At 60.3% G+C, this 5,085-nt stretch carries 3 protein-coding genes and 1 pseudogene; 2 read left to right on the top strand and 2 right to left on the bottom strand.

Translation table 11 applies throughout. The annotated features are described in order from the left end of the window. Positions 1-101: 101 nt before the first annotated feature. Positions 102-974: a LysR family transcriptional regulator gene (locus QMX98_RS32295; RefSeq protein ID WP_282411956.1), complete on the bottom strand. Its 873-nt coding sequence runs from the start codon at positions 972-974 to the stop codon at positions 102-104. A 269-nt stretch (positions 975-1,243) separates the two neighbouring features. Here QMX98_RS32295 and QMX98_RS32290 point away from each other — a divergent pair, with 269 nt between their 5' ends. Then, positions 1,244-2,563 carry an MFS transporter gene (locus tag QMX98_RS32290; protein WP_282411955.1) on the top strand — a complete coding sequence of 440 codons (1,320 nt, stop codon included), beginning with the start codon at positions 1,244-1,246 and terminating at the stop codon, positions 2,561-2,563. Positions 2,564-2,727: 164 nt separating this feature from the next. On the opposite strand, the pseudogene QMX98_RS32285 reads toward QMX98_RS32290, so the two are convergent. After that, a pseudogene (locus tag QMX98_RS32285) lies at positions 2,728-4,037 on the bottom strand (contractile injection system protein, VgrG/Pvc8 family). A gap of 231 nt (positions 4,038-4,268) precedes the next feature. Between QMX98_RS32285 and QMX98_RS32280 the strand changes: the two are divergent. Then, positions 4,269-4,976: a YebC/PmpR family DNA-binding transcriptional regulator gene (locus tag QMX98_RS32280; protein ID WP_010458744.1), complete on the top strand. Its 708-nt coding sequence runs from the start codon at positions 4,269-4,271 to the stop codon at positions 4,974-4,976. Positions 4,977-5,085 lie beyond the last annotated feature (109 nt).

Below are 5,085 nucleotides of genomic sequence, written 5' to 3'. Positions count from 1 at the left end.
GGGCAAGCCTCGCTCCCACAGGTTATGCGTCGTATACAAGATCTGCGGCCAGCATAAACCCCTGTGGGAGCGAGGCTTGCCCGCGAAGAGGCCAGACCTGCCTACACCAGACTCTCGCGCACCATCTCCAGAAACGTCGCCACCACCCGCCGTGAACTCTGCTCGCGCAGGCACACCAGCGTCTCTGTCAGGCGCCGTGTGCAATCGGTAATCGGCAACGCACACACCCGCGAGTCCGCGCCAAACTCGGCGGCGGACACCACGCCCACCCCGATCCCCACGACCACCGCCTCACGCGCCGCTTCCCGGCCTTCAACCTGGATCGCCGGGCGGATGGAAAACCCGGCCTGGGCCATTTCCTCTTCCAGTGTCTGACGCGTCACCGAACCGATTTCCCGCAGCACCAGGGGCGTGTCGTGCAAATCCGCCAGGCAAATCGATTCGCGATCCGCCCACGGATGATTGTGTGAAACGAAGGCCACCATCGGGTCATTGCGCAGCGGCAGCGAGATCAGCCGCACGTCACTCACATCCCGGCCGAGCAACGCCAGGTCGGCCTGATAGTTGAACAGGCGAAACAGCGATTCGTCGGTGTTGCCGGTTTCGATTTTTACGCTGATGCCGGGGTAGCGTTCACAGAAACGCGCAATCTGCGGCAGTACGTGCACCGGCGCATCCACCGCGAGAATCAGGCTGCCGGTCTGCAAGGCCCGGGAGTCATGCAAGAGTTCCTGCGCCTCGTCCTCGATGACGAACAGGCGCTGGGTAATGCTCAACAAGCGTTCGCCCAGATCCGTCAGGCGCACCGAGCGTTTGTTGCGGTGAAACAGCAACACCCCGAAGCGCTCTTCGAGCTTGCGCACTTGGTCGGAAATCGCCGGTTGCGTAAGAAAAAGCCGCTCGGCGGCTTTGGTAAAGCTTCCGTGGACGGCCACGGCGTGGAAGGCTTTGAGTTGGGCGTGGGAAACCGACATCGAAACCTCCAGTAACAAGTCGAGCCTATATTGGAAATACGATAAATCGATTTCACTTATTAATCAGTAATTGTTTTTATCGAACTCAGCCCCGGTGACTGGTCAGTCGAACAGCGTCGGTGGCCATGAGCCTGCGCGTGCAGTTACAGGCCTCATCTGACCGGTATCGCCTCAGGGAAGCAGCGGTATCGAAGTGCTCAACAATAAAAAAACAGGCGTTATTTCTCAATTTCTGCCGGCACACTCACACCCTGAGGTCAGAAATCACAATGAACAATTCCATCGGCACCATCAAGCGGTGGCGCGTGCAGATCTTCGCGATCACCTGGCTCGCCTACGCCGCTTTCTACTTCACCCGCAAAGCCTTTTCCGTGGCCAAACTGGGGATCGCCGAAGACCCCACCTTCATGCTCGACAAAATGGCCATGGCCAACCTCGACGCCCTCTACCTGACCGCCTACGCCTTCGGTCAATTCACTTGGGGCATCCTCGCCGACCGCTTTGGCCCTCGGGTCGTGGTGCTTGGCGGATTGCTCATTTCCGCAGCGGCCGCCCTGGTGATGGGCAGTTTCGCGACGTTACCGATCTTTGCCACCTGCATGCTGATTCAAGGCCTGGCGCAGTCCACCGGATGGTCGGGGCTGTGCAAGAACATGGGCAGTTTTTTCCCTGCCCGGCAGCGCGGAAGGGTGCTGGGGCTGTGGAGTTCCTGCTACGCCTTTGGCGGTCTGGTGGCCTCGCCGTTTGCCGGCTGGTGGGCGTATACGCTCATCGGCAGTTGGCACGCGGCGTTCATTTCCAGTGCGGCGGTGGTTGGGCTGGTCGCCGTGCTGTTTTTTATTTTCCAGCGCAATAAACCGCAAGACGTCGGCTTGCCTGCAGTGGAGCTGGAACTGACAACGAAAGAGGCCTGCGCGCAAAGCAAGACCAGCGTGCTTGAACCGTTAAAGGAAATCCTGCGCAACCGCACGGTGCTGGTATTGGGCCTGGCGTATTTCCTGTTGAAACCGGCGCGCTACGCGATTCTGCTCTGGGGGCCGGTGATCGTCTTCGAGCAGATGCCCTCGGTGGGCAAAGTGGGCGCGGCAATCATTCCTACCGCGTTTGAACTGGCCGGGCTGCTGGGGCCGATCCTGCTCGGGCTGGCCTCGGACAAACTGTTCGGCGCCCGGCGCATGCCGGCCTGCGTGATCAGTCTGTTGGCATTGACCGTTTCCCTGGCGCTGTTCATGGGCGCTCTGCACACCGGCAGCGTGTTGTGGGTGGTGGCGCTGCTGTTTGTCATGGGCCTGACCTTGTACGGGCCGGATTCGATGATCAGCGGGGCGGCAGCGATTGATTTCGGCACCGCCAAGGCGGGCGCCACGGCCGCCGGGTTCGTCAACGGTTGCGGCTCGGTCGGGGCGATTCTCGGCGGATTGCTGCCGGGTTACTTTGACTCGGTCACCGTGTTCATCGTCTTCGCCGGCTGCGCATTGTTTTCCGCCCTGGTGCTGATCCCCCACTGGAACAGCCGTCCGGCTGGCCTGCGCGTCGAAAGCGCTTCCGTGCCTAACCAGGCGATGACCGTAAAACCCCTGCGTACCTGAGGAAAAACCGATGAGTCCTTTCTGGCTGAAACAGGCGCTGGAGGCCTGGTCCTGCGTGCCGTAAAAACATACAGGAACCTGCAGGAGCGAAGCTTGCTCGCGAAAGCGCTGTGGATGTGCGCCTGACCAGGTTCGCGGCGGCTGGCAAGGCTGACAAGGGCTGATCAGTCCCGACGGTTGACCAGCCAATCGAGCAACAGAAGGCCATCGCTGCGTGGCTGGCGAGTGGGTCGAGGCGCTGGCGGGTTGCTCGCCGCCGCACACAACACAGGACGATCCGGGTCGCTGTCGAGAAAACTGATGAGCACGTCGGTGCCGGCGAGCGGCAGCCTGGACGGATCGATCCGACCGTCCGGCGCGGCGAGGGCCACGGGTAGCCAGAGACCGGTGGATTCCTTGTCGTCGGCTTGCGCGGTGGGCCACAACCGGACCTCAATCCGCCCTTGAGCATCCAGCACCGCGGGTTGCCCGACAGCGCCCAGCACTCGCGCCTTCTGATAGCCCGGAATGCTCGGTCTGGCCTGTGTGAGCGCTGGCCGGAACACCGTGGACCACGGAATCGCGCTGAACTGATTGCTGTAACGCCGGAGCTTGTCGGCGGTGTCCTCGGCGAGAATCGACGGCTGTCGGCCCTGATGCCGGATCTCGGTCAGCAGCCATTGATCGTTGAAGTTCGCGATGGGATGTTCCGACACTTGCACGATGCATCCGCCGCGCAAATCACTGTGATTGCTTTGCCCCTGAATCTGCCGATGCCGGCAGCGCAGCCGTTCCAGTGATCGACGGCTCGATTGCTCGCGCTGGAGCTGTTGCGGTGCAGGCGAGGCATGGCGCTGGAACAACTCAGTGATCACCGGCACGCTGGCGGGGTCGGCCGTCTCGCCGTGAAAGGGCATCAGCAGCGGTTCCTGGGGAAAGCTCAGGCTGTCATCCGCCAACACCAGCACATGGCCGTCGTGCTGATGTTCAAGTGATAGTGGATGCCTTCTTCTTCGCAGAGCCGTTGCAGGAACGCCAGGTCGGTCTCATCAAACTGAATGCAGAACGGTCGCACCGCATAGCGTCCGTTGGGCAGTTCAAAACGGAAGCTGTCTTCGGTGATCGCGTTTTCGCTGAGCAACTGGCGCAGGATGGCGGGCGCGTCGAGTTGATGAAAAACCCGCCGGCAAGGGTGTCGGTCCAGTTGCTGCAGCCAGGGCACCAGCACCAGATGGTAGCCGATTCGGTGCGGGCCACGGTGCTCGCGACTGGCGCTGTGCAAGATGCCGTGAATGCCGCTGTCACCCCTCAGGCTCAGGAACGCCGGTTGCTGCAGCAACTGCTCGAGGTTCATGGCGGGTGCCAGGCCGATTACTTCGATCTCGAAACGATAGGGCTGGTTGAGACTTTCTCGGCCACTGAACTGCAACACCTGCAGAGTCAATCCACTGTCCAGGAGGGTCAGGGTGTAGGGACTTTCCTTGTCGTTGTGCATCGAACGCGCTTCTGCCATGGAATATGGGCGCAGAGGGTACGAAACCACGGACCTTTATGGTCACCGCAAGTGAACATTTCAGAATCGCCCTACAACCGCCGGTGAAGAAGTCGATTGGTCATGCCGGTGAGCCGGGTGGATTTTTTGGTCGATTGCCAACTTTAGGCCGTATAAACTTGCGCAAAGCGTCGGCCAATAGATGTCTCGGCGCCACAGATAAGAGAGTGAGTAATGGGCGCACAGTGGAAGGTTAAACACAAAGAAGCGGCATCTAACGCCAAGGGCAAGATCTTCGGCAAATTGGTGAAAGAAATCACTATTGCTGCCCGCAACGGTGCCGATACCGCCACCAACGCACACCTGCGTCTGGTGGTCGAGCAGGCGAAAAAAGCCTCGATGCCCAAGGAAACCCTGGATCGTGCGATCAAGAAAGGCGCGGGTCTGTTGGGCGAAACCGTGCAATACCATCGTGTGACGTATGAAGGTTTCGCTCCGCATCAGGTGCCGCTGATCGTTGAATGCGTCACCGACAACATCAATCGCACCGTCGCGGAAATCCGCGTGGCTTTCCGCAAGGGCCAGTTGGGCGCTTCCGGTTCGGTATCGTGGGACTTCAACCATGTGGGCATGATCGAAGCGTCTCCGGACAGCCCTGACGCCGATCCGGAAATGGCTGCGATTGAAGCGGGAGCCCAGGATTTCGAGCCAGGAGACGAAGAGGGCACGACCCTGTTCCTGACCGACCCTGCGGACCTGGACGCCGTTCAGAAAGCGCTGCCTGAGCAAGGTTTTACCGTGTTGTCGGCCAAATTGGGGTATCAGCCAAAAAACCCGGTAAGCGGTTTGAGCGATGAGCAGATGGCTGAAGTCGAGGCGTTCCTGGAAGGCCTCGATAACCATGATGATGTGCAGGATATGTTTGTGGGTTTGGCGGGTTAAGCCGAACCGGTTGTAATTCTATTTGTGGCGAGGGAGCTTGCTCCCGCTCGGGTGCGCAGCAGCCGTCGTTTTTGGGACGGCTGCGCCGTCCAGCGGGAGCAAGCTCCCT

It is taken from the genome of Pseudomonas sp. PS02303 (assembly GCF_029959925.1).
Lineage (GTDB): Bacteria > Pseudomonadota > Gammaproteobacteria > Pseudomonadales > Pseudomonadaceae > Aquipseudomonas > Aquipseudomonas mandelii.
The sequence above is the reverse complement of the archived record's forward strand: the minus strand, read 5'-3'. Positions and strand labels throughout refer to the sequence as shown.

Coding starts and splice junctions, on each gene's coding strand:
- QMX98_RS32290 (WP_282411955.1), top strand. CDS start 1,244: ATGAACAATTCCATCGGCACCATCAAGCGGTGGCGCGTGCAGATCTTC.
- QMX98_RS32280 (WP_010458744.1), top strand. CDS start 4,269: ATGGGCGCACAGTGGAAGGTTAAACACAAAGAAGCGGCATCTAACGCC.
- QMX98_RS32295 (WP_282411956.1), bottom strand. CDS start 974: ATGTCGGTTTCCCACGCCCAACTCAAAGCCTTCCACGCCGTGGCCGTC.